Origin of the sequence: Nocardia brevicatena NBRC 12119, from assembly GCF_000308495.1 — a bacterium.
In the GTDB taxonomy this organism is placed as follows: domain Bacteria; phylum Actinomycetota; class Actinomycetes; order Mycobacteriales; family Mycobacteriaceae; genus Nocardia; species Nocardia brevicatena.
Map to the genome: position 1 here is coordinate 117,012 of NZ_BAFU01000044.1, position 23,044 is coordinate 140,055.

General features: G+C 66.9%; 20 protein-coding genes, 1 tRNA gene and 1 pseudogene. 16 read left to right on the forward strand and 6 right to left on the reverse strand.

What is annotated here, in order from left to right; translation table 11 throughout:
• Positions 1-220: 220 nt before the first annotated feature.
• The 7 genes and pseudogenes from trpC to ON20_RS09225 all read left to right on the forward strand — a co-directional run bounded on the left by trpC (position 221) and on the right by ON20_RS09225 (position 7,895).
• Positions 221-1,039 carry an indole-3-glycerol phosphate synthase TrpC gene (gene trpC, locus ON20_RS09195; protein WP_040834596.1) on the forward strand — a complete coding sequence of 273 codons (819 nt, stop codon included), beginning with the start codon at positions 221-223 and terminating at the stop codon, positions 1,037-1,039.
• Positions 1,039-2,358 carry a tryptophan synthase subunit beta gene (gene trpB, locus ON20_RS09200; RefSeq protein ID WP_051161983.1) on the forward strand — a complete coding sequence of 440 codons (1,320 nt, stop codon included), beginning with the start codon at positions 1,039-1,041 and terminating at the stop codon, positions 2,356-2,358. Before trpC ends, trpB begins: the two co-directional genes overlap by 1 nt.
• Positions 2,355-3,155: a tryptophan synthase subunit alpha gene (trpA, locus tag ON20_RS09205; protein ID WP_040834598.1), complete on the forward strand. Its 801-nt coding sequence runs from the start codon at positions 2,355-2,357 to the stop codon at positions 3,153-3,155. Before trpB ends, trpA begins: the two co-directional genes overlap by 4 nt.
• Before the next feature lie 171 nt (positions 3,156-3,326).
• Positions 3,327-4,214: pseudogene (gene lgt, locus ON20_RS38655) on the forward strand (prolipoprotein diacylglyceryl transferase); the annotation flags it as partial.
• Positions 4,215-5,051: 837 nt separating this feature from the next.
• A complete protein-coding gene (locus ON20_RS09215; RefSeq protein ID WP_040834599.1) occupies positions 5,052-5,474 on the forward strand; it encodes a TM2 domain-containing protein in 423 nt (140 codons plus the stop codon).
• An 82-nt stretch (positions 5,475-5,556) separates the two neighbouring features.
• A complete protein-coding gene (gene pyk, locus ON20_RS09220) occupies positions 5,557-6,975 on the forward strand; it encodes a pyruvate kinase (protein WP_174361875.1) in 1,419 nt (472 codons plus the stop codon).
• Positions 6,976-7,001: 26 nt separating this feature from the next.
• Positions 7,002-7,895, forward strand: a complete 894-nt coding sequence (locus tag ON20_RS09225; protein ID WP_438803395.1) for an acyl-CoA thioesterase — start codon at positions 7,002-7,004, stop codon at positions 7,893-7,895.
• Between the two features lie 36 nt (positions 7,896-7,931).
• On the opposite strand, the gene ON20_RS09230 is transcribed toward ON20_RS09225, so the two are convergent.
• The gene (locus tag ON20_RS09230; protein ID WP_040834601.1) at positions 7,932-8,336 is read right to left on the reverse strand and encodes a hypothetical protein; all 405 of its coding nucleotides are present in this window, start codon (positions 8,334-8,336) and stop codon (positions 7,932-7,934) included.
• 752 nt (positions 8,337-9,088) lie between these two features.
• Between ON20_RS09230 and ON20_RS32980 the strand changes: the two genes are divergently transcribed.
• Positions 9,089-9,445 (forward strand): YybH family protein, encoded by a 357-nt coding sequence (locus tag ON20_RS32980; RefSeq protein WP_083864774.1) that lies wholly within the window; start codon positions 9,089-9,091, stop codon positions 9,443-9,445.
• Between the two features lie 218 nt (positions 9,446-9,663).
• Here the strand turns inward: ON20_RS32980 and ON20_RS09245 are convergent.
• Positions 9,664-9,750: transfer RNA gene (locus ON20_RS09245), tRNA-Leu, on the reverse strand.
• A 222-nt stretch (positions 9,751-9,972) separates the two neighbouring features.
• On the opposite strand from ON20_RS09245, the gene ON20_RS09250 reads away from it, so the two are divergent.
• From ON20_RS09250 to ON20_RS09260, 3 genes are all read left to right on the forward strand, one after another.
• Positions 9,973-10,569 (forward strand): ANTAR domain-containing response regulator, encoded by a 597-nt coding sequence (locus ON20_RS09250; protein WP_040834604.1) that lies wholly within the window; start codon positions 9,973-9,975, stop codon positions 10,567-10,569.
• Between the two features lie 168 nt (positions 10,570-10,737).
• Positions 10,738-13,425 carry a DNA polymerase I gene (gene polA / locus ON20_RS09255; RefSeq protein ID WP_040834737.1) on the forward strand — a complete coding sequence of 896 codons (2,688 nt, stop codon included), beginning with the start codon at positions 10,738-10,740 and terminating at the stop codon, positions 13,423-13,425.
• Between the two features lie 650 nt (positions 13,426-14,075).
• Complete coding sequence (locus ON20_RS09260) at positions 14,076-14,510, forward strand: alpha-isopropylmalate synthase regulatory domain-containing protein (RefSeq protein ID WP_040834605.1); 435 nt, start codon at positions 14,076-14,078, stop codon at positions 14,508-14,510.
• A gap of 234 nt (positions 14,511-14,744) precedes the next feature.
• On the opposite strand, the gene trxA is transcribed toward ON20_RS09260, so the two are convergent.
• Positions 14,745-15,128, reverse strand: a complete 384-nt coding sequence (gene trxA / locus ON20_RS09265; RefSeq protein ID WP_040834606.1) for a thioredoxin — start codon at positions 15,126-15,128, stop codon at positions 14,745-14,747.
• 195 nt (positions 15,129-15,323) lie between these two features.
• Complete coding sequence (locus tag ON20_RS09275) at positions 15,324-15,866, reverse strand: 2'-5' RNA ligase family protein (protein WP_040834609.1); 543 nt, start codon at positions 15,864-15,866, stop codon at positions 15,324-15,326.
• A gap of 106 nt (positions 15,867-15,972) precedes the next feature.
• Between ON20_RS09275 and ON20_RS09280 the strand changes: the two genes are divergently transcribed.
• Together ON20_RS09280 and ON20_RS37320 are read left to right on the forward strand one after the other, a co-directional pair.
• A complete protein-coding gene (locus ON20_RS09280; RefSeq protein WP_040834611.1) occupies positions 15,973-16,857 on the forward strand; it encodes an SPFH domain-containing protein in 885 nt (294 codons plus the stop codon).
• Between the two features lie 9 nt (positions 16,858-16,866).
• Complete coding sequence (locus ON20_RS37320) at positions 16,867-17,037, forward strand: type II toxin-antitoxin system antitoxin (RefSeq protein ID WP_169332325.1); 171 nt, start codon at positions 16,867-16,869, stop codon at positions 17,035-17,037.
• A gap of 42 nt (positions 17,038-17,079) precedes the next feature.
• Here the strand turns inward: ON20_RS37320 and ON20_RS09285 are convergent, their stop codons facing one another.
• Positions 17,080-17,928, reverse strand: a complete 849-nt coding sequence (locus ON20_RS09285) for a class I SAM-dependent methyltransferase (RefSeq protein WP_040834612.1) — start codon at positions 17,926-17,928, stop codon at positions 17,080-17,082.
• A 200-nt stretch (positions 17,929-18,128) separates the two neighbouring features.
• Between ON20_RS09285 and rpsA the strand changes: the two genes are divergently transcribed.
• A complete protein-coding gene (rpsA, locus tag ON20_RS09290; protein ID WP_040834613.1) occupies positions 18,129-19,592 on the forward strand; it encodes a 30S ribosomal protein S1 in 1,464 nt (487 codons plus the stop codon).
• A gap of 318 nt (positions 19,593-19,910) precedes the next feature.
• Here rpsA and ON20_RS09295 read toward each other — a convergent pair whose 3' ends face one another.
• Positions 19,911-21,194, reverse strand: coding sequence for a cytochrome P450 (locus ON20_RS09295; RefSeq protein ID WP_040834614.1), 1,284 nt, complete (start codon positions 21,192-21,194; stop codon positions 19,911-19,913).
• A 246-nt stretch (positions 21,195-21,440) separates the two neighbouring features.
• Between ON20_RS09295 and ON20_RS40235 the strand changes: the two genes are divergently transcribed.
• Positions 21,441-21,638 (forward strand): hypothetical protein, encoded by a 198-nt coding sequence (locus ON20_RS40235; RefSeq protein ID WP_306306833.1) that lies wholly within the window; start codon positions 21,441-21,443, stop codon positions 21,636-21,638.
• A gap of 33 nt (positions 21,639-21,671) precedes the next feature.
• Entirely contained in the window at positions 21,672-22,541 is an 870-nt protein-coding gene (locus tag ON20_RS09305) for an SDR family NAD(P)-dependent oxidoreductase (protein ID WP_245547127.1), read from the forward strand.
• Positions 22,542-23,044 lie beyond the last annotated feature (503 nt).

The following is a 23,044-nucleotide window of genomic DNA, read 5'->3' on the forward strand; positions in this document are numbered from 1 at the left end:
GACCTGCCCTGGTCACGTGGTCGCGGGCGGGGGTGCTCGCCCTGTCCCCGGTCTCGTGTAACCATGAATTGCACCACATTCGGGTTTCGTTTCGAACGGACCCGCCCCCGACGTAAAGCCCCGACAACGCTCCCTTTACTCTTGATCAGCATCGGTGAGACAGCGCCTGGGGGAAATTCTCCGGCAGTACTCGCGTCTCCCCAGAAAGGATTCGAGCCAGATGACGGTACTCGACTCGATTCTCGACGGGGTCCGCTCGGATGTGGCCGCTCGGGAAGCCCTGCTGGACTTCGCCGCGGTCAAGGCCGCCGCGGCCGCCGCGCCGCCGCCGTTGGACGCGAAGGCAGCCCTGCTCGAAGACGGCATCGGCGTGATCGCCGAGGTCAAGCGGGCCAGCCCGTCGAAGGGTGCCCTCGCCTCGATCACTGATCCGGCGAGCCTGGCCAAGGCCTACGAGGACGGCGGCGCGCGTATCGTCAGCGTGCTCACCGAGGGACGCCGCTTCCACGGATCGCTCGACGACCTCGACGCCGTTCGCGCCACCGTGAACATTCCGGTGCTGCGCAAGGATTTCGTGGTCGGCCCCTACCAGATCCACGAGGCCCGTGCGCACGGTGCGGACGTGATCCTGCTGATCGTGGCCGCGCTGGAACAGGACACCCTGGCCTCGCTCATCGACCGCACCGAATCGCTGGGGATGACCGCGCTGGTCGAGGTGCACACCGAGGAGGAGGCCGACCGCGCGCTCACCGCCGGCGCCTCGGTGATCGGGGTGAACGCGCGCAACCTCAAGACCTTGGAGGTGGACCGGGACTGCTTCGCCCGGATCGCGCCCGGACTGCCCACCGAGATCGTCCGGATCGCCGAGTCCGGTGTCCGCGGCACCGCCGACCTGCTCGCCTACGCGGGTGCGGGCGCGGACGCGGTGCTGGTCGGCGAGGGCCTGGTGACCAGTGGCGATCCGCGTGCCGCGGTGTCGGAGCTGGTAACCGCGGGCACGCACCCTTCCTGCCCCAAACCGGCGCGTCGGGGGCGGTGATGGCAGCGACCGGACGGACCGCTCCCGACGCCCTGCCCCAGGCCAGTGACGGGATCTCGCATCGCAGCGGGCACGAGCCCGACGCGGGCGGTCATTTCGGTGTCTACGGCGGTCGGCACGTTCCCGAGGCGTTGATGGCGGTGATCGAGGAGGTCACCGCCGAATACGACAAGGTCCGCCTGGATCCGGATTTCCTGTCCGAACTGGACCGCCTACAGCGCGACTACACCGGGCGCCCGTCGCCGGTGTTCGAGTGCACCGGTCTGACCGAGTACGCGGGCGGCGCCCGGATCCTGCTCAAGCGGGAGGATCTCAACCACACCGGCTCGCACAAGATCAACAATGTGCTCGGGCAGGCGTTGCTGGCCAAACGCATGGGCAAGCAGCGGGTGATCGCCGAAACCGGTGCCGGTCAGCACGGGGTGGCCACCGCCACCGCGTGCGCGCTGCTCGGCCTGCGTTGCGTGATCTACATGGGCGCCGTCGACACCGCTCGGCAAGCGCTCAATGTGGCCCGAATGCGGCTGCTCGGCGCCGAGGTCGTCTCGGTGACACTGGGATCGCAGACACTCAAGGACGCCATCAACGAGGCCCTGCGCGACTGGGTGACCAACGCCGAGGACACCTACTACTGCTTCGGCACCGCCGCGGGACCGCACCCGTTCCCCATGATGGTCCGCGATTTCCAACGCATCGTCGGTTTGGAGGCCCGCGCACAGGTCAAGGCCATGACCGGCCGACTGCCCGACGCGGTGGCCGCCTGCGTCGGCGGCGGCTCCAACGCGATCGGCATCTTCCATGCCTTCCTCGACGACCCGGACGTCCGGCTGGTCGGCTACGAGGCGGCCGGTGACGGCGTCGACACCGGACGCCATGCCGCGACCTTCACCGGCGGCACGCCCGGTGCGTTCCAGGGCGCCTACTCGTACCTGCTGCAGGACGAGGACGGTCAGACCATCGAATCGCATTCCGTCTCCGCCGGTCTGGACTATCCCGGCGTCGGACCGGAGCACGCCTACCTCAAGGACATCGGGCGCGCCGAATACCGGCCGGTCACCGATGCCGAGGCCATGGACGCCCTGCTGCTGCTCAGCCGCAGCGAGGGCATTATCCCGGCGATCGAATCGGCGCATGCCGTGGCGGGGGCCCTGGAACTCGGCAAACAATTGGGGCCCGGCTCGATCATCCTGGTGAACCTGTCCGGGCGGGGGGACAAGGATATGGATACCGCCGCCCGCTGGTTCGGTCTCTTCGACGAACCCGGCGACCACGCCGGCTCCGGGGATACCGCGGCCGACGGCAAGGAGAACGACCGGTGATCGAGCAGTCCCACCTCACGGCGACCTTCGCGGCCTGCCGCGCCGAGCACCGGGCCGCGCTCATCGGCTATCTGCCCGCGGGCTATCCGGATCTGGCGGGTTCCATCGCCGTTGTACAGGCCATGGTCGAATCCGGCTGCGATATCGTCGAAGTCGGCGTCGCCTACTCCGATCCGGTGATGGACGGTCCCACCATCCAGGCCGCCGCCGAACAGGCGCTGCGCGGCGGGGTGCGGGTCCACGACGTGTTCTCCGTGGTCCAGGCCGTCGCCGATGCCGACGCCCGAGCCGTGGTGATGACCTACTGGAATCCGGTACTCAAATATGGCGTCGACCGGTTCGCCCGTGATCTGGCCGCCGCCGGTGGCTCGGGCCTCATCACCCCGAACCTCATTCCGGAGGAGGCCGACGACTGGTTCGTCGCCTCCGCCGCCCACGAACTGGACCGTATCTTCCTGGTCGCTCCGTCGTCCACCGAGGAACGTCTGGTCAAAACCATCGAGGCGAGTTCCGGATTCGTCTACGCCGCCTCCACCATGGGCGTCACCGGCGCCCGCAAGTCGGTGTCGTCCATGGCGCCCGCGCTGTGCGCCCGGATTCGCACACACAGCGATATTCCGATCGGGGTGGGGCTGGGGGTGCGCTCCGGCGTCCAGGCCGCCGAGATCGCCGGATACGCCGACGGGGTGATCGTCGGGTCGGCATTGGTGACCGCGGCCGCCGACGGCCTGGACGCGGTACGCCGGTTGACCGCGGAACTCGCCGAGGGCGTTCGGTCGGCCACGGTGGCCGGTTGATCCGGCCCGCGCATTCGCGCGGGCGTGTTCGCGGCCCCCGACGGGGTTGAGCACGGCGGGGGCCGATAGCCGGGAAGACGCGCGGGAGACGACCGTCGGACTTGCCATCGTGACCGGCTGGACTACGGTGGCCCCGTGACCGTTCAAGTCCTGGCCGATACCGTTTCGACTATTCGGGCCCCGCAGGGATCCGTACCGTATGCCGGCGTCGCCGACGTGCTGGCCTATATCCCCAGTCCACCACAGGGGGTCTGGCAGCTGGGGCCGTTCCCGCTGCGGGCGTACGCGATCTGCATCATCATCGGAATCGTCGTCGCCATCTGGTGGGGCGAGCGGCGCTGGCAGGCGCGCGGCGGAGAGCCCGGGACCATCCTGGATGTCGCCGTGTTCGCCGTGCCGTTCGGTCTGATCGGCGGCCGGCTCTACCATGTCGCCACCGATTGGCAGAAATATTTCGGCGCCGACGGCGACCCGATGGATGTTCTGAAGATCTATCAGGGCGGCCTGGGTATCTGGGGTGCGGTCTTCCTCGGTGGTATCGGTGCCTGGCTCGCCTGCCGGATCTACCGGATCCCGCTGCCCGCCCTCGGCGACGCCGTCGCCCCGCCCATCCTGCTGGCCCAGGCCATCGGCCGGCTCGGCAACTATTTCAACCAGGAACTGTACGGCCGGGAAACCGATGTGCCGTGGGGGCTGCAGATCTTCCTGCGGTTCGACGATGCCGGAAAGCTCGACATGATGAACGGCGTGTCCTCCGGCGAGGTGCAGAAGATCGTGCACCCGACATTCCTGTACGAGCTGCTGTGGAACGTGCTGGTCGTACTGCTGTTGCTCTGGGCGGACCGACACTTCCGTATCGGCCACGGCCGGCTGTTCGCCCTCTACGTGGCCGGCTACAGTTTCGGCCGATTCTTCGTGGAACTCATGCGCGACGACGAGGCCACCCTGATCGCCGGTATCCGCATCAACTCGTTCACCTCGGCCCTGGTGTTCCTGGCCGCCCTCGCCTACTTCCTGCTCGCCACCAAGGGCCGGGAAACTCCCGCCCAACTGCAGCCCGGGGCGATGAACCATCCGTGGCCGTGGCAGCCGCGTGCGTTGCGGCAGGCCGGGGAGACGTCCGGGGCGAAGCCGGCCGATCGCGTCGACGGCGTGGAGCCGGGCTCGTCGGAGGCGGAGACGAAGAAACCCGGCCTGAGCAAATCGAACGCGGCGGGCGTCGACGCGGAGGACTCCGACCTCGACGGGGACCCGGGCGTCGACCCGAACAGCGGGGACTCGACCTCGGATGCGAAGGACCTGAATCCGGAGGTGAAGGACTCGTCTCCGGAGGGCTCCGCTGCGAAAGAGCCGGGTGCGATGGATTCCGGTGCACAGGGTGCCGACGAGGCGAAGACCGCCGATGACGCGGAGAAGTCCGACACCGGACCGGAAGCGGGGTCGGGCGAGGCGAGTCCGGCGGACGACCCCGCCGATGTGTCGGACACGACGGACGAAAAGGCGGGACGAACTCGCGCTTAGCGGTATCGGGCGGCCGGCTCGCAGGTCCGGGGGGGGTGATTCTGCTTCCGATATTCGCCTCACCCGTGAAACGAGGCCGGGCTCACCGGCGATCCAATGGGAAAGCGTGTATCGGCACCGCCGCGCGACGGTGCCGATACCTGTCCCGCCGCCCGTGCGGCGCCGCCCCACCACTCGCGAGTACATCGATCGACCAACTCGGCCGGGCAGCCACCCGCGCCGGAAACCGGAGAACGCGGATGTTGTCACCGGCACCGACCTTCCCCATTGCGCACCGAGCGCCGAACTCGGGCAGAATCTGGCGTGGCCTTGCGTCGGGGAGGAGAGCACCGGGTTGTCCTCCGCTACCGGGGGCCCGAACACAGGAGGAAACCGATGACCGATCCGTACCAGAACTATCCGCAGGGTGGCCCGCAGTACGGCCCGCCCGGTACCGGCCCCGGTGTGCCGGGCCAGTACCCGTCGCAGCCCCAGCCACAGCCCGGCTACCCCTCCGGCCCTTACGGCCAGCCGCAGCCGATGGGCTACAATCCGGCCGATCCGGAGGCCCCGTACGGCCGCGACTGGAACGGTGTGCCGTATTCCGACAAGCAGAAGCTGGTCGCGGGCCTGTTGCAGATCTTCCTCGGCGCCTTCGGCGCGGGCCGGTTCTACACCGGCCACAATGGCATGGCCATCGGGCAAATCGCGGCCACCTGGTTGACCTGTGGTCTCGGCGGTATCTGGCCGTTGATCGACGGGATCATGATGCTGACCGGCAAGGTAACCGACAGCTACGGGCGCCCGCTGCGCGACTGACGGTGCGACCGGCCCACCGATTACTCGCGATTCACACCGGCCGCAGCGCGCCGTCCCGACCGGGCGCGGTTAGGCTCGACTCGTGATGCGACGGACGAAGATTGTGTGCACCCTCGGACCGGCCACTGCCACCGAGGACCGTATTCGAGAACTCGTCGAGAGCGGTATGGACGTCGCTCGGCTGAATTTCAGCCACGGCGAGCACTCCGACCATGCCGAGAACTACAAGAAGGTGCGGCAGGCGTCCGAGCACGTCGGCCGTGCCGTCGGCATCCTGGCGGACCTGCAGGGGCCGAAGATCCGGTTGGGCCGGTTCACCGAGGGACGTACCGTCTGGGCAGCGGGCGAAGAGATCCGCATCACCGTCGACGATATCGACGGTAATCACGATCGTGTCTCGACCACCTACAAGCAGTTGGCCGTCGACGCCAAGCCCGGGGACCGGTTGCTGGTCGACGACGGCAAGGTCGGCCTCACCGTGACCGCCGTGGACGGCAACGACGTGGTGTGCCGGGTCACCGAAGGCGGGCCGGTCAGCAACAACAAGGGCGTATCGCTGCCCGGTATGGACGTCTCGGTGCCCGCGCTGTCCGAGAAGGATGTCGAGGACCTGGAGTTCGCCCTGAAGCTGGGCGTGGATTTCATCGCGCTGTCGTTCGTGCGTTCGCCCGCGGACGTCGAACTGGTCCACGACGTGATGGACCGGGTGGGCCGCCGGGTCCCCGTCATCGGCAAACTGGAGAAGCCCGAGGCCATCGACAATCTGGAGGCCGTGGTGCTGGCCTTCGACGCCGTGATGGTCGCCCGCGGCGATCTGGGCGTGGAACTGCCGTTGGAGCAGGTGCCGCTGGTGCAGAAGCGGGCCATCCAGATGGCGCGGGAGAACGCCAAGCCGGTCATCGTGGCCACCCAGATGCTGGAATCGATGATCGAGAACTCACGCCCCACCCGCGCGGAGGCCTCCGATGTGGCCAACGCGGTGCTCGACGGCGCGGACGCGGTGATGCTGTCGGGGGAGACCTCGGTCGGCCAATACCCGATCGAGACCGTGCGGACCATGGCGCGGATCGTGTACGCGGTGGAGACCGAATCCACCCGGGTACCGCCGCTGACCCACGTACCACGCACCAAACGCGGTGTCATCTCCTACGCCGCCCGCGATATCGGGGAGCGTCTCAACGCCAAGGCCCTGGTGGCGTTCACCCAGTCCGGTGACACGGTGCGTCGGCTGGCCCGGTTGCACACCCCCCTGCCGCTGCTGGCATTCACCCCCTTGCCGGAGGTGCGCAGCCAACTCGCGCTGACATGGGGTACCGAAACGTTTATCGTTCCCACCGTGAGCAGCACGGATGCCATGATCAAACAGGTCGATCAGGCGTTGCTGAGCATGAATCGATACCGAAAGGGTGACCTGGTGGTCATCGTGGCGGGCTCGCCACCCGGTACCGTCGGTTCCACCAACCTCATTCATGTGCACCGAATCGGCGAGGAGGACCACTAAGTGATCGAGCACCGCGGAGTAATGCCGTGACCGCGTCGTTGGATATCGTTCGCGCGAAGTCCCCGAGCGATCTCGAGGTTCTGCTCGACCTGCTGGACCTCGAACAGACCGATGATGACGTGTTCGTCGGCCGGCACCCGGAGAAGGTGTGGAGCCGCACCTTCGGTGGGCAGTTGGTCGCGCAGGCCATCATGGCGGCGGGTCGCACGGTCGGCGACCGCCCGATTCACGCGGTGAACGCCCATTTCGTGCGCGGCGGGGATGTGAAGCAGCCGATCGAGTACCGGGTGGACCGGCACCGCGACGGTCGCGCCTTCGCCAACCGCACGGTTACCGCGAGCCAGGACGGGCAGGAGCTGTTCGTCATGCTGGCCGCGTTCCAGGATTGGGGCAAGGGCCTCGAACACGCGCACGACCGGCCGGAGGTGCCCGACCCGGAGACGCTGCCCCGCGTGGAGGAGAGCTTCCAGGGATTCGAGGACAAACTGGAGATGTTCGTCAAGGCGCCGCGTCCGATCGATATGCGGTACACGAACGATCCGGCCTGGATTCTGAAGGGCACGGGGGAGCGGCTCAACCACAACCGGGTGTGGATGCGCGCCGACGGTACCCTGCCCGATGATCCGCTCGTCCATGTCGCGGCGCTGGGCTATTCGTCCGACACCACGGTGCTGGACTCGATCATCACCACCCACGGCCTGTCCTGGGGCCTGGACCGGATCGTGGCGGCCACGGTGAATCATTCCATCTGGTTCCACCGCCCGTTCCGTTTCGACGAATGGGCCCTGTACTGCACCGAATCACCGGTCGCCGCGGGCTCGCGTGGTCTGGCCACGGGCCGCTTCTACTCACGCGGTGGGGACCTGTTGGCCACCACCGTGCAAGAGGGTCTGATCCGGCACTTTCCATCCCGGCACTGACCGGCGTCCCGTTCCGGGGCGCCGGCCGGCGACCGGTCAGATCGGTTCGGGGATGGGCTCCCGGTCGGTATCGATACGCTGCCGGGCGCTGATGGTGAACGGGACGCCGGTCGCCGCGGCGTCGAGGCCCGCGGTGAGCCGGCGTTCCAGTGTCGTCATATCGGTATCGGTGAGTTCGGCGGGGTCACCCACCAGCCCCAGTGCGATCTCGTAGGTAGCACGCCCGTCCGGGTCACGGTCGGGGTTGTGGCGGCGCCACCGGGTGTCGAATTCCCGGTGACGAGGATCGTCGTCGGCGACCGGGAGGGTGAACCGCCAGGCGAAGATATCGCGGTCGGACAGGTGGTCGTCCAATGCCGTGCAGACGGTGGCGACAATCCGTTGGAGCGTTTCCGGTGTCACGTAAACATGAAGCGAAACATCCGAAATGCGTTTCGGCATGCCTGATTCCTGTCGTGTGTCGAACCTTCAACGGCAGTGTGCTTCGTCGGGCAGTCTAGTGCCTTCCGGTGGCGCGAGTCAGGCGTACCGGCCTGCGTGCTGAGCCGACACCAATGCCGGCCACGGGGTGGGCGTGGTCGGACGCACTATCGGCTCGGCGCGGTCGGCCGCCGGACACGGAGGTTTCTCGATAGGCCGCAGGAGGGGGCCGGCCGGGATCCGTCGTTGTGCCGCGGCGTCGATGGGGGCAGTGGGTCCGCGCTGTGCCGTGGTCGGGCGCTGTGTCGTGGTCGCATGTCGGGCCCGGACCGCACGGCCGGCCACGGCTCGGTGTCGGGCCGTTCGTGTGCCGCGGGCCGCTGCCGCACAATCGGCCGCGTTGGCCCGGCGGGCCAGAATTGTGTACCCGGTTGCGATAGTGTGTCGGGAGTGTGTCGGGCCGGTGTTCCACGTGGGGTCGTGGCTCCGCGACAGACCGCGGTTCGGAAAAGGCCAGGCCGAGCAGCAGCGGTCGCAGAGCCTCGGTGATCCGGTCACCGACTTCGCAGTAGGCGGCGGCGGACGGCCGACCGGATCGGCGATGTTTTCCACCCCCGCCCGCGACAGATCGTCCCGGGCGGCGTGCAGTCCGGCGGTGGTGCGGGTGGGGGTCGGTCTCGTCGTGTGATGCCGTGGACCGGGGTGCCGGTACCGCAACGACCCCGCGAGTCGATGCTCGTGAATGTGGTGTGCGGTAGCGGGAGAATAGGGGTATGGATCTTCGTGCTCACGCAGATGCATGGTTGACGGCGTGGAACGCGCGCGATCTCGATGCCATCATGGCCTGCTACTCCGATGACGTGGAGTTCGTGGCTTCGACCGTCACGCGGCGTTGGGGTCGTCCGGATGGGCGTCTGCACGGCAAGGCCGAACTGCGCAGGCATTTCGAGTCCGGGTTGGCTCTCGCGCCGAATCTGGTGTTCACCGAAGAGGCGCTGTTGACTCGACCGGGTGGGTACGCGCTGCTGTACCGGCGGGACAACGGCAACCGTGTTCTCGATGTCGTGGAGCTCGATCGGCTCGGTCGCGCAGCCTCCGTCCGGGCGTTCTACGAGTACGACCAGCAGTAGAGCGCGTGACAGCGTCGGTTGGCGTGATGCCGGCTCGGGAAGACGCCGGACATTCGGCGCGGCCAGGTCACCCGATCGGAACCACAGCCGGTGAACCGGGCAGGGAATCGGTGAGCCGAAGTCGACGGCGGGAGGCCGGGCCGGACACGGCTGCTGCGAACTATCCGCGGCCTGGGTAAGGCAACGGGATGGGGTCGTCGGCAAAATGCCTGTTCACCTGGTGCCGAGTGTGGGACTCGAACCCACACGCCCTTTCGGGCAACGGTTTTTGAGACCGTCGCGTCTGCCAGTTCCGCCAACTCGGCGCACCGGGTGCTCATGATAGCCGGTGTGGAGGCCGTTTACCGAATGGGCGTCCCCGCGGAGTGATGATCCCGGAGTTTACGCAGGGTATATGCGGTGCGTGCCGGGGTGAACGGTAGTCTCTATGGCACTCGATCGTGTGGCGGCGGATCGTCGGCCGGGTTTTCTGGTCGGGTCCGCGTCCGTTGTGTCGGGACAGGCATCGGAACCAGAGGGGTCTAGCTATGAGCAGTACTGCGAACGCCGGGGCGAAGCGTGTCGTCGTCGCCGAGGACGAGGCGTTGATCCGGATGGACCTGGTGGAGATGCTGACCGAGGAGGGCTACCAGGTCGTGGGGGAGGCCGGTGACGGCCAGCAGGCGGTCGACCTGGCGACGGAACTACGCCCGGACCTGGTGATCATGGACGTGAAGATGCCACGCCGGGACGGGATCGACGCCGCCGCCGAGATCGCTTCGAAACGTATTGCGCCCGTGGTGATCCTGACGGCGTTCAGCCAGCGTGACCTGGTGGAGCGGGCGCGTGACGCGGGGGCCATGGCGTATCTGGTGAAACCGTTCACGAAATCGGATCTGGTGCCCGCTATCGAATTGGCGGCCAGTCGTTTTCACGAGATCACCGCATTGGAGACCGAAGTCGCCACACTTGCCGAGCGATTGGAGACCCGCAAACTCGTGGAGCGGGCCAAGGGTGTGCTGATGCAGACGCAGGGGCTGTCCGAACCGCAGGCGTTCAAGTGGATTCAGCGCACGGCCATGGACCGGCGGACCACCATGAAAGCGGTCGCCGAAGTCGTCCTGGAGAACCTCGCGCCGCAGTGACGCCGGTCGTTCCCGCGATGCGGGGACGAGGCTGCGCCGGGGCGGGGTGGGTGTCGGCCGCCCGGGCTGTCGGGGGTGGTCCCTAGACTCTCGGATGTGACCCCACCGACCGCCCGGCAACCAGCAGCGCAGCCCACCTCCACCGGCGTCGTCTCCGAGGCGCCCGATATTTCCGGGGAGCGGCCCACCCTGCTGCTACTGGACGGCCATTCGCTGGCCTACCGCGCGTTCTACGCGCTGCCCGCGGAGAACTTCAAAACGGTCACCGGCCAGACCACCAACGCGGTGTACGGGTTCACCGCCATGTTGATCAACCTGCTGCGCGACGAACAGCCCACGCATGTGGCCGCCGCCTTCGACGTCTCCCGGCAGACCTTCCGTGTGGAGCGATACCCGGAGTACAAGGCCAACCGCCTGACGACCCCCGACGAGTTCCGCGGCCAGGTCGAGCTCACCAAGGACGTGCTGGGCGCGCTCGGTATCCCGGTGCTGGCGGTGGCGGGCTACGAGGCCGACGATGTGATCGCCACCCTCGCCGGCCAGGCGGTGCCCCAGGGTTACCGGGTGCTCATCGTCACCGGCGACCGTGATTCCATCCAGCTGGTCAACGACGATGTCACCGTGCTGTACCCGCGCAAGGGCGTCTCGGACCTGACCCGGTTCACACCGGAGGCGGTGGAGGCCAAATACGGGCTGACACCGGTCCAGTATCCGGATTTCGCGGCGCTGCGCGGTGACCCGAGCGACAACCTGCCCGGTATCCCCGGGGTGGGGGAGAAGACCGCCACCAAATGGATTCGCGAATACGGTGATCTGAACACCCTCATCGACCGGGTCGACGAGGTGCGTGGCAAGGTCGGCGACTCGCTGCGCGCCAATCTGAGCAGTGTGGTGCTCAACCGTCAGCTCACCGAGATGGTGCGCGATGTTCCGCTGCCCTACACCCCCGCTCAGCTGGCCCGGGGGCCCTGGGACCGTGATCGTATCCACCGGCTGTTCGACGACCTGGAATTCCGGGTGCTGCGCGACCGGCTGTTCGAAACCCTCGCCGCGCCCACGCCGGAAGCCGAGGCCGGTTTCCGGATCAGCGGTCAGGCCCTCACCCCGGGAAGTGTCGCCGACTGGCTGGCCGAACACGCGAAACCCGGTGCGCGCCACGGGATCTCGGTATCCGGCAGTGGGTCGCCCGGCCGCGGCGATATCCGTGCGCTCGCTCTCGCCGCCGCCGACGGCGAGGGCGCCTACCTCGATATCGTCGCGCTGACTCCCGAGGACGAGGCGGCCCTCGGTACCTGGCTGGCCGACCCGGACGTCCACAAGGCGCTGCATGAGGCCAAGTCCGCCGTCCATGCACTACGCGGGCGCGGGTGGACTCTGTGCGGAGTCACCAGCGATACCGCCCTGGCCGCTTATCTGGTCCGCCCCGGCCAGCGCAGTTTCGACCTGGAAGACCTCTCCCTGCGCTATCTGAGCCGGGAACTGCGCACCGACACGGACGAGACGCCACAGCTGTCGCTGCTCGACGAGGAGGACGCCGCCGACACCCGGCTCGCCGAGGGGGAGATGTTGCGTGCCCGCGCCGTCGCCGACCTCGCCGACGCGCTCGATGAGGAACTGGCGAATATCGAATCCACCGCGCTGCTGCGCGAGATGGAACTGCCGCTGTTCGAGGTACTGGCCACCCTGGAGGATGCCGGTATCGCCGTCGATATCGACCGGTTGGAGGCGCTGCAGCGGCAATTCGCGGACAAGGTCGCCGAGGCGGCGAACGCGGCCTACGTCGTGATCGGCAAGCAGATCAACCTGGGATCGCCGAAACAGCTGCAGGTGGTGCTGTTCGACGAGCTCGATATGCCGAAGACCAAACGCACCAAAACCGGATACACCACCGACGCCGACGCCCTGGAATCGCTGTACGAGAAAACCGAGCATCCGTTCCTGGCGCATCTGCTGGCCCACCGCGACGCCACCCGCCTCAAGGTGACCGTGGACGGCCTGCTCAAATCGGTCGCCGACAACGGCCGCATCCACACCACCTTCAACCAGACCATCGCCGCCACCGGCCGGCTGTCGTCCACCGAACCGAACCTGCAGAACATCCCTATCCGCACCGACACCGGCCGAATGATCCGGGATACGTTCGTGGTCGGACCCGGCTACGAATCGCTGATGACCGCCGACTACAGCCAGATCGAGATGCGGATCATGGCGCACCTGTCCGGCGACGAGGGCCTCATCGAGGCCTTCAATTCGGGGGAGGACCTGCACAGCTTCGTCGCCTCCAAGGCGTTCGACATCCCGATATCCGAGGTGCACCCGGAAATGCGCCGCCGTATCAAGGCGATGTCCTACGGCCTGGCGTACGGTCTGAGCTCCTATGGCCTGTCCACGCAGCTGAAGATCAGCACGCAAGAGGCCAAGGAACAGATGGACATCTACTTCGCCCGCTTCGGCGGTATCCGCGACTATCTGCACGAGGTGGTCGAACAGGCCCGCAAGGTCGGCTACACCCAGACCCTCTTCGGTCGCCGCCGCTACCTGCCCGACCTGGACCACAGCAACCGCCAGCGGCGCGAGGCCGCCGAGCGCATGGCCCTCAATGCCCCCATCCAGGGCACCGCCGCCGATATCATCAAGGTGGCGATGATCAATGTGCACAAGGCCATCGTCGACGCGGGACTGCGCTCACGCATGCTGCTGCAGATCCACGACGAGCTGGTGTTCGAGGTCGCTCCCGGCGAACGCGAGGCCCTGGAGGCCTTGGCGCGTGAGCAGATGTCCTCCGCCATCGAACTCTCGGTTCCGTTGGACGTCTCGGTCGGCACCGGCCCCAGCTGGGACGCCGCCGCGCACTGAGTTGTTTGGCCGCGCCTTCGGCGCGGCGTGTTCGCGGCCCTCTGGTGTCTCGTGTTTCCGCACCCCGAGACTTGTGCCCTGTTGTTTGGCCCGCGCGTTCGCGCAGGCGTGTTCGCGGCCCTCTGGTGTCTCGTGTTTCCGCACCCCGAGACTTGTGCCTTCGGCACTGCGCTTCGGGGTGCGGAAACACGAGACGGGCCGCGAACGGGGTCGCGACGGCGCGACCCTCGACGGGGTGCGTGAGGTGGGGGTGTGGTCTGTTATCGGTAGGTGATTTATTGGGGGTGTGGGGTGGGGGTGGAGATGGGGCGGGTGTGGCACGGGATGTTGAGTGGGGATGGGTGGGCGGCTGTGATCAGGGGAAACGGTGCTTGCCGGGCGGGGAAACAGGGGGTGAATATGGTTGCTATCGGGATGCGAAGTCTTTATCCTCGATCACGTGCAGATTCCCGCCGACCCCCGTGCCGCGCTGAAGGTTGACCTCGGCAGCGTTGTACTTCCGCTCACCACCAGGGTGTCGGGTCGGCTACTGCTCGTAGTAACTCGCCCGTAGCGGGGTCTATCCGGACCGGCCCCTCGCTGCGGGCTGTCGCTTGTTTGCTGGTCCCATCTGCCTACCGAAAACTATTCTTCGGGAAGACCCACGTGCCATGACCATGCTGACTCTGGACAGTAATGAATTCAACGCGTTCGCGCCGAGGAGCCTGCGGGCCGAGAGCGCGGACCTGACCCCTGCCCAATTCCACGACAAATACGGTGAATGCGCCGGCTCCATTCGACTCGGTGCCTGGTCGTCGACCGGTGACCGTAACGGTGCGTTCACCGCCACCCTCGAATTCGCCGGACGCGCGACCACCGTTGTCGCGGCCGGTAGCCCGGTGGCCGCCATGACCTCGGCCCTGTACGAGGCCGGCTATCCGGTCGAGATCCTGCAGTTCCACCAGCGCCGGACCGGCGAAGGCACTGCGACCTATATGCAGTGCGAATTCGACGGGCGCCGTGGTTGGGGCGTCGCCCTGGCCTCCGACGGTGCGGAATCCTCGATGCGCGCCATGATCGCAAGTATCAACCGACTCGGCGCTTGATTCGCTTCCGTCGTAACTATATGCGCGGCAATGTGTTTCGGTGGTAATGGCGGCGCGGACGACAGATCTCGGCCGAGCCGGGCGGCCGGCGGCGCGGCCGAGAACAGCGCCGGGGGTTCGAACCGCGAACCCCGAACGACGACGGTGTGACAGTGAACGACGATGGCGGGCCGTTCACCTCGAAGGGTGAACGGCCCGCCATCGTACTGTCTGCTTCCGGGGCGTTTGTTCGGCCTATTCGGCGGACTGGCCGTTCTTCGTCTGCTGGTCGGCGATCTGCCGGCGAACCTCGTCCATATCCAGTGCCTTCACCTGGGTCACCAGATCCTCCAGTGCGGCGGGCGGCAGTGCGCCCGGCTGCGCGAAGACCAGCACGCCTTCGCGGAAGGCCATGATGGTCGGGATGGACTGGATATTGGCGGCCGCCGCCAATCCCTGCTCGGCCTCGGTATCGACCTTGCCGTGCACCACATCGGGGTGCTTCTCCGACGACGCCTCGAAGGTCGGCGCGAAGCTGCGGCACGGGCCGCACCAGGAGGCCCAGAAATCGACGAGTACCACGTCGTTTCCGGTGACGATCTCATCGAAGTTCTGCTGTGTCAGCGTCTGGGTGGCCATGGCGTCCTCTCATCTCGGTATGCGGTGCAACGCCGACGCCGGCCGCGATGTTCCACAGCGGTGTCGGACGCCGCGGGTGGTCGGGTCCTGTTCGAGCGATCGGCCGGTCGAGGTGACGATCACCCATCGTGTCGAACGGGCCGCCGAACTGCGCCCGGCGTGGTTACGCCCGGCTACCTCCTGTGACGCCGATGCTCACCCGACCTGGGTGACCGGCCATGCTCGCCGCTGATCACCGTCCCATCTCCGGATACCCACCACCGTAGCCGTGGAATCCCGATCGGAGGCCACCGCCTGTACCGCCTCGCCGAGTCGATGCGGCAGGATGCGCCGGGCCAGGGTGATATGGGGTGTCCAGTGATCCGGTCGTAGATTCGCCGGTATCCCGGGGCACGGCTCCAGGATCTGGTACACCCGTCGGTGCCAGCCCAGCAGTGGTTCGGACGGAACCACCAGCCGCACCAGGATGGGCCGCCGGGCACCGAAGATCAGCACCCCGCCCAACCGTACCGGGAACGGCCGGAACTGCAGGACTTCGAGTTCGTTCTCGATCCGCGGCCGGATCTGCCGGGCAACGCCCACCGTGATGTGCGGTCGGTGCCGTTGGGCCTCCGGGCCGCGATTGGTGGAATTACCGCTTCCGAGGCTGGGCAGCCCGGCCTCGGTGAGCAGGTTCCACTGCTGCCGGATCGCTCCCTCCGCCGTCTCGTCCAGCACGAGTTCGACCGACTGCACCATGTCGTGAGCTTATGTGCTGTGGCGGATCGGGGCGGTTCGGCGAGGACTATCGCGTTCGCTAGCGTAATGATATTGTGGTGATATCACTTTGATAGTGGAGGATGTCATGGAGTTTCGGAACGCTGCGCGGGCCAACGGGTTCGTGGTGCTACTGGTGTGGTTGGTGCCGTTCGTCGCGCTGACCGTGGCCGCGGTATTGGGATTCATCGCCGCCGGGCGCGACCACAACGCGGGAGCGCTGGCCGGGGCCATCGCGGCCTGTGTGCTGTTGGTGCTGCTGCTGTTCGCAATCACCGGGTTGACCGTGGTGAATCCGAACGAGGCCAAGGTGGTGCAGTTCTTCGGCCGGTATATCGGCTCGGTCGGCGAGCCCGGCTTCTTCTCGGTGCTGCCGCTGACCGATCGGCGCAGTATCTCGCTGCGGGTGCGCAACTTCGAGACGCAGAAACTCAAGGTCAACGATGCCGACGGCAATCCGGTCGAGATCGCCGCAGTGGTGGTGTACCGGGTAGTCGACAGCTTCAAGGCGGCCTTCGCCGTCGATGACTACGAGGAATATGTGGCCACCCAGTCCGAGGCCGCGGTGCGTCATCTGGCCACCACCCACCCCTACGACGCGCACGAGGCCGATCGGACCAGCCTGCGCGACGGTACGGAGGTCGCCGAGGAACTGACCGTCGAACTGCGGGAACGCACCGAGACCGCCGGAATCGAGATCATCGAGGCCCGGATCACCCACCTGGCCTATGCTCCGGAGATCGCGCAGGCGATGCTGGTGCGCCAGCAGGCCGCGCAGGTGGTGGCCGCCCGCGCCCGGATCGTCGAAGGCGCGGTGGGCATGGTGGGTCTGGCGCTGGAACGGCTGGTCGAAGAGGGCATGGTGGATCTGGACGAGGAACGAAAGGCCGCCATGGTGTCGAATCTGCTGGTCGTCCTGTGTGGGGACCGGCCGACCCAGCCCGTGGTCAACGCCGGATCCCTCTACGCCTGACCGCCACCGATGGCCGATCGCAAGAAGGTGCTGCTACGGCTCGACCCGGCCGTATACGACGCCCTCGCCCGGTGGGCGGCCGACGACCTGCGCAGCGTCAACGCGCAGATCGAGTTCGCCCTCCGGCTGGCGCTCGAACAGGCGGGACGTAAACCGCGCACCGGCCGCGGGGACTCCTGAGCGACCGCCCGGACCGCGAAAGCGGCCGGGCGGTCGCGGCCGTCAGCTCGGTTTGTGGCTGACGAAGATCGCGGTGCCGGGGAAGTACTGTCCCCGCAGTGGGCTCCACTGGCCCCATTCACGGTCCAGCCACTCCGGCCATTCCGGTTCCACGATGTCGTCCAGCACCAACCCGGCACCCACGATCTCCCGTACCCGGTCGCCGATGGTGCGGTGATGTTCCACATAGACAGGGTTGCCGTCGCCGTCGACCTCGGTATAGGGGGTGCGGTCGAAGTACGGCACGGTGGCGACGAGCCCCGTCGGCCCCGGATCGTCGGGGAAGATCCACCGCATCGGATGGTTCACCGAGAAAACCCACCGCCCGCCGGGCCGCAGGACCCGGGCGACCTCCCGCATCACCAGCGCGGAATCGGCGACGAACGGCACCGCGCCGAATGCCGAACACGCCAGATCGAACGATTCGTCCGCGAACGGCAGCGACTCCGCGTCGGCCTGGACGAGCGGTACCCGCGGTCCGCCCCGTGCCATGGCGGCCAGCCCGCGGGAGAGCATCCCCATCGAGAGGTCCAGTCCCACCGCCGCGGCGCCCTGCCCGGCCAACCAGCGGGAACACGGCGCCGACCCGCAGCCGATCTCGAGTGCTCGTTTGCCCGCCACCTCGCCGAGCAGCCCCATATCGCCCTCGTGCAGGCCCTCCGGACACCAGATGAATTCGCCGCCGAGGGAGTCCACGCCCAGGAATTCGGCATGGGCGTCGTGGTACTGCTCGACGTCGGCATCCCACCAGCGGCGGCTCGCGCGCCGGCTGTCGGTGGAGCCGATCCGGTCTCGGCCTACCCCCGCGGTTCCCAACTGTGCGTTTGCCAGCGCATGGCGTTCTTCCGGCATCGGGCGATACTATGTGGAACGTTTTCGGTGGATGTAGGGAAGGTCCTCGGCGCGCCGTAGGGACCGGTTTGCCCGCCTCGCCGAAGGTCGCGTACGCTGAACGCGCGAATGATCACACCATATGCAGAGTGGTGTATCGCAGCGTACCGAAAGTTCCAATGTCCGCAACCGACCACAATCCGTCCGGAGCAAACCGCCACATGCCCACCACCATCACCTCGCCGCAGGTAGCCGTCAACGATATCGGCTCCGCCGAGGACTTCCTCGCCGCCATCGACGCCACGATCAAGTACTTCAACGACGGCGATATCGTCGAAGGAACCATCGTCAAGGTCGATCGTGACGAGGTTCTGCTCGACATCGGCTACAAGACCGAGGGCGTCATCCCCTCCCGTGAGCTCTCCATCAAGCACGATGTCGACCCCAACGAGGTCGTTTCCGTGGGCGATGAGGTGGAGGCGCTCGTCCTCACCAAGGAGGACAAGGAAGGCCGCCTGATCCTGTCGAAGAAACGGGCGCAGTACGAGCGCGCGTGGGGCACCATCGAGGAGCTCAAGGAGAAGGACGAGGCCGTTCGCGGCACCGTGATCGAGGTCGTCAAGGGCGGTCTGATCCTCGATATCGGTCTGCGCGGCTTCCTGCCTGCCTCGCTGGTGGAGATGCGTCGGGTACGTGATCTGCAGCCGTATGTCGGCAAGGAGATCGAGGCGAAGATCATCGAGCTGGACAAGAACCGCAACAATGTGGTGCTGTCCCGGCGTGCGTGGCTGGAGCAGACCCAGTCCGAGGTGCGCAGCGAATTCCTGCACCAGCTGCAGAAGGGCCAGGTCCGCAAGGGTGTGGTCTCCTCCATCGTCAACTTCGGCGCCTTCGTCGACCTGGGCGGTGTCGACGGTCTGGTGCACGTCTCCGAGCTGTCCTGGAAGCACATCGACCACCCGTCCGAGGTCGTCGAGGTGGGCAACGAGGTCACGGTCGAGGTGCTCGACGTCGATCTGGACCGCGAGCGCGTCTCGTTGTCGCTGAAGGCCACCCAGGAAGACCCGTGGCGGCAGTTCGCCCGCACCCACGCAATCGGGCAGATCGTGCCGGGCAAGGTCACCAAGCTGGTTCCGTTCGGCGCGTTCGTGCGCGTCGAGGAGGGCATCGAGGGCCTGGTGCACATCTCCGAGCTGGCCGAGCGCCATGTCGAGGTGCCGGACCAGGTCGTGGCCGTGGGCGACGACGCGATGGTCAAGGTCATCGACATCGACCTGGAGCGGCGCCGTATCTCGCTGAGCCTCAAGCAGGCCAACGAGGACTACAGCCCCGAGTTCGACCCGTCGAAGTACGGTATGGCCGACAGCTACGACGAGCAGGGCAACTACATCTTCCCCGAGGGCTTCGATCCCGAGACCAACGAATGGCTCGAGGGCTTCGAGAAGCAGCGGGAAGAGTGGGAGAACCGCTACGCCGAGGCCGAACGCCGGCACAAGATGCACACCGCGCAGATGGAGAAGATGACGGCCGACGCCGCGGCCGAGGCCGCGAACGGCGGTGCGGGCAACTACTCCTCCGAGAGCGGTGCGCAGGCCCCGTCCGGTCAGGCCGAGCCGGCCGGCGGATCGCTGGCCAGCGACGCCCAGCTCGCCGCGCTACGGGAGAAACTGTCCGGTAACGCGTAAACCCGCGGCGGGTATCCGCCCGCCGCGATCGGCACAACACGCGAAGGCCCCGGTCTATCGAGGGTAGGTTCCAGGGGCATCGCAACACCGCTTGGTTCAGGTGGTCGGTAGATCACGCAGACGCTCGGCCGGGATATCCCGGCCGAGCGTTTTGCGTGGGCGGTCGTCGAGCTGCCGGGTGCACATGTTCGAGTTCTTCGGGTGGGTGGACGCCGAGGTCGCGGCCTCGAGGAAGAAAACGGCCGGCTCGGTTGGCGCTACCGCCGGATTCCGCGTGGATGCTCCTCACCTCCTGGACTGCGGCCGAGGACGTGGTAGCTAGTTGGTGGATAGCTTGGCAGGCATAGAGCGGTAGGCGTGCAGATTCCGCAGGGGATGAGGGATCGGCGGGCCGTCCAGGCGCAGATTCGGATACCGGTCGAAGAGCGTTCGCAGCGCGATGGTGCCCTCCAGTCGGGCCAACCTGGCTCCCAGACAGCCGTGTATCCCGCTGCTGAACGCGAGATGTTCCGTGGCGTTGTCCCTGGTCACGTTGAATTGTTGGGGATCGGGGAAGACTGCGGGGTCGTTGTTGGCGCCCGCCAACGACAGTAGGACCAGGGAACCCGATTTGATGCGCTGATCAGCGATGTCGACGTCGCAGTTCGCGACCCGGCCGGTCATCCGCACAGGACCGTCGTAGCGCAGGATTTCCTCGACTGCGTTCGGCCACAGCCCCGGCTGCGCGGTCAGCAGTTTCAGCTGGTCTGGGTGGCGTGTCAATAGGACGATTCCGTTGCCGAGCATGTTCACCGTCGTCAAGAATCCGGCGTCCAGTAGCAGGGCCGCGTTGGCCACCTGCTCGCGGCGGCTGAGCTCGCCACCTGCCACCAGCATGCCGAGTACATCGTTGTTCGGTTCGGCGGTGAGTCCGTCGAAGTAGTGGTCGAAGTATTGCTTGACCTCGACGAGGTCTTCCATGGCGTGACGGTAGGTGGTCCAGGCCAGGCCTCGTTCGAGCAACGGCGCGCCGGTGTTTCCCCATTTCAGCAAGGTCGAATGCATATCGGCCGGCAATCCGAGAATCTCGGCGATGACAGTGACGGGCAGCTGTGCGGAGAAGTCGTTGATCAGATCCGGGCGAGGCTTCGATTCCAGGTGTTCGAGTAGGTTTTCGGTCACTTCTGCAATTCGATCCTCCAGCGTGGCAATCGCCTTCGGGCCGAATGCCTGCCGGACCGAGCGTCGGTACCGGGTGTGATCCGGCGGGTCGGTCACCAGCATCGAGGGTGGTTCCGTGAGGTTGGGAAGTCCCGGATCCGTCTTGGTCAGCGTCCAGCGGATCGGCTTCGGCAGGGCCGGATGATTGGGCGTCACCACACCGAAGCGTCGGTCTCGCAGGATGAGTCGGCACAGTTCGTGGTCCGCGGTTACGTGTACCCCCGACATCCTGGGAATTCGGCCCCGCCGCCGGATCTCCTCGATGTACGGCGACGAGCCGAGCAAGCGATCCTGACCGACGGCGATTTGCCCGAGAGGATCACCTCGACGCGCCGACCACTGAAGATAGGTCCGTAACAGGCCGTGAGTGAGCAGCCACCGAATCCACGTACGAGTCAACATTGCCACCTCCTCGCTCCCGGACCCACTGTTCATGATAGAGAGTAGCTATGGCATGGCGCTGCTATGGAGCGGTCGGCGGTCGCCGGTGCTGTTCGAGCCTCGGCGATTCCAACGGCGCGAAGTTCGATCCGAACCAGAACTACCTGCGCTATGTCGAGGGCGCCGGTCGAGACCGGATCTACCCCCGGCCATCGCGTGGATGCCATCGCCGGAGAACCAGGAGCGTCGGGTCGCTATACCGTCGCCGTGACCAAACTCGTCCCGACCGGTGAGGTGCTCCGCACCCGGACGCTGACCTGCGACATACTGTTCCTGGCCGTGGGCCCCATCGGCGCCTCCGAGCTGTTGGTGCGTGCGCGGGCAACAGGCGCGCTGCCGAACCTGGACGAGCACGTCTCGATGACGCTGGTCACGCCTACCGGTCGCGGTCGCCATGACACGTGAATTCTCGGATCCGCCCTTATACAGTCGAGAGCTGTGAACGAGACTCCGGCCACGAACCGTGGGCGGTCGCTCGCCGAACAGCTGGCGATCCGGCTGCTGTACCCGACATCCCGGCCCACCGAGGAATCATTGCGGGGGGCTGTCGCCGGCAAGGTGGTGCTGGTGACCGGGGCCTCGCACGGTATCGGCAAGGCCAGTGCGCGGAAGCTGGCCGCGGCGGGCGCGGTGGTGCCGCTGGTGGCCCGTTCCCGTCCTGAATTGGAACAGCTGGCCGCCGACATCGCGGCCGACGGTGGCACCGCCCACGCGTACGCGACCGACCTGACCGACATGGATGCCGTCGACCTGCTCGGCCGGACGCTGCTGGCCGAGTACGGGCACATCGATGTCGTGATCAACAACGCGGGAAAGTCGATTCGCCGGCCCATCGCCGAGTCCTACGACCGCTTCCACGACTTCACCCGCACTATCGACATCAACTATCTCGGTCCGGTGCGGCTGCTGCTCACTCTGTTACCCCATATGCGCGCACGCAGGCAGGGGCACATCGTGAATGTCTCCACCTGGGGCGTGCTCATGCCGCCGAGTCCGCGCTGGTCGGCCTACTTCGCCTCGAAAGCGGCCTTCGACGTCTGGCTGCGCAGCGTCGCCGCCGAAATCGCCGGCGACGATGTCACCACCACCTCGGTCTACATGCCGCTGGTCCATACCAGAATGAGCGCCCCCACCGACTTCAGCCGCATCCCCGGTCTGACCATCGATGAAGCCTCCGACCTCATCTCCCACGCCGTCACCGCCAAACCCCGCGATATCGCCCCCTGGTGGGCGGTCCGGGTGCAAGCCTGGTCCGCTGTCCACCGCAACCAGGCCCGGCGCTTTCTGGAACGTAGGTTCCGCCGCTGAACACCGGACCGGGAGTGCGGGGCCCGCACCCGAGGCCCCCGACCCACCGGGATACCAACTGCCGTGGACTCCGCCGGAACCCGGTCGGTAACCGGCCTCGCCTGATCCGCTACCGGTACTCTCCTGCTCTGTATGGCAGAAGACCCCGCAAAGATCGAGGCCTTCTGCCGTTTGCGGGGGGATACGCGCGATCGTGGCCCGGTCCCCGGGGAAAGGACCGGGCCACGACGGGCGCTGCGATCAGCCGGCGGTTGCCGGTGCCCACCGGGCGCGCGCCGGAACCGGACGCCTGAGGCGGGTGACGAAGCCGTGGCGGGCGGGGACGGTCAGCGCCGCGAACCACGAGCGTCGATATCTGGCCAGCGCGGCCGCGGCGGCGGGGAACTCGAGACAATACACTCCGTCCGGCATACCCAGTCGGTGTCGACCCGTCGTGCTCTTCCTCGTGCGCATGGCCTGTCCTCCGTCTCGCCGGGTCTTCCTTCTGCTTCACGGGGTGTGTC